This window comes from Kitasatospora sp. NPDC057512, from assembly GCF_042802135.1.
Classification (GTDB): Bacteria; Actinomycetota; Actinomycetes; order Streptomycetales; family Streptomycetaceae; genus Kitasatospora.
In genome coordinates this window covers 1-1,379 of the sequence record NZ_JBHVET010001225.1, presented here as the reverse complement: position 1 = coordinate 1,379, position 1,379 = coordinate 1, and the positions used below count along the sequence as shown (strand labels likewise).

General features: G+C 73.0%; 2 protein-coding genes. Both read left to right on the top strand.

Annotated elements, in window-relative coordinates; translation table 11 throughout:
* On the top strand, window positions 1–945 hold a 945-nt coding region (locus tag ACFU6K_RS39090; protein WP_380671448.1), incomplete at its 5' end, for a glutamate synthase-related protein.
* A 123-nt stretch (window positions 946–1,068) separates the two neighbouring features.
* Window positions 1,069–1,269 (top strand): MbtH family protein, encoded by a 201-nt coding sequence (locus tag ACFU6K_RS39085; protein ID WP_380671446.1) that lies wholly within the window; start codon window positions 1,069–1,071, stop codon window positions 1,267–1,269.
* Window positions 1,270–1,379 lie beyond the last annotated feature (110 nt).

Genomic DNA, 1,379 nt, shown 5'->3' with positions numbered 1-1,379 from the left:
CTGGTCATCGGCGAGAACGTGGTGCCGACCAACGGCTTCGCCGGTGGCCCTGGCGGCGGTTCCGCTGACTCCTCCGCCGACACCGGGGACAGCATGCTCGCCCGGCTGCGCGCCTACGAGCAGGAACTCCCGGACGGCATGGGCGGGTTGGCGTTCCAGCAGAGCACCGAGGACGCGGACGCCGAGGTGTGGAACCAGATCTACAGCGCCCCGGCCGCGAAGGCGCTGCTGGAGTCGGGCCGCCTGGCCTTCGAACTGAAGGTGGGGCAGGGCGCCAAACCCGGGCTCGGCGGGATGACGGTGCTGAAGCGCTCGGTGGCGGACCAGCTGGCGGGCCGGTACAGCACCGACGAGAGCGTCTTCGGCACCGGGCAGGGCGAGGAGGCGGGCGCCGACGACCGGGTGCTGCGGTCCAGCAGCCCGGGCACGTTCACGGCGGAGATCCTGCGCCAGCAGATCCGGTTCATGCGCAACAACTATCCGCGCGCGCGGATCTGGGTGAAGCTCCCGCCCGGGCGCGACATCCACGAGGCGGCGGTCGTGGCGTGGGCGAGCGGCGCGGACTCGGTGACCGTGGACGGCGCCGAGGGCGGCAGCGGCTGGGCGCCCAGCAGCTTCCTCGACCAGGTGGGCCTGCCGCTGGGCGAGTGCCTGCGCCGGCTGGGGCCGCCGTCCCGGTCGCACTGCCTGCTGGCCTCGGGCCGGATGTGGGAGGGCGCCCGGGCCGCGAAGGCCCTGGCGCTGGGCGCCCGCGCCGTCGGGCTGGGCCGGGCGGCCCTGCTCGCGGCGGACGAGGACCCGCAGGACGGGATCGCCCGGCTGGTCGCCTGCCTCGCCTTCGAACTGCGGCTGCTGATCAGCGCGTTGGGCAAGTACACGCCCGCCGCCCTGGACCCGGAGGACGTCTGGCTCCCGGAAGCGGCGGGCCCGTACCTCCACCCGTAGCAGACCGGACGCCGCCCCACCGGGCACCGTCTCCCTTCGCTTGCGTGAACGTCCAATTCGTGGATCCGGCAGATCCCGCATATCCCGCACATCCCGCACATCCCGTACAGAAGGAGAACCGCTGTGACGAACCCGTTCGAGGACGCCGAGGGCCGCTACCTGGTCCTGGTCAACGACCAGAACCAGCACTCCCTGTGGCCGAACGTGATCGAGGTCCCGGCCGGCTGGACCACGGCCTTCGGCGAGAACGACCGCCAGGCCTGCCTGGAGTACATCGAGCAGCACTGGACCGACCTGGCGCCGCGCCCGACGACGGTCGGCTGACCCGCGGTCCCGGACCCCTTTCCTCCATTCCATTCGCACACCCGCGTACGGCCCCGGCCCGGTGACGAGGCACCTGGCCGGGGCGGCCGGTCACGCGCATCGATCACCGC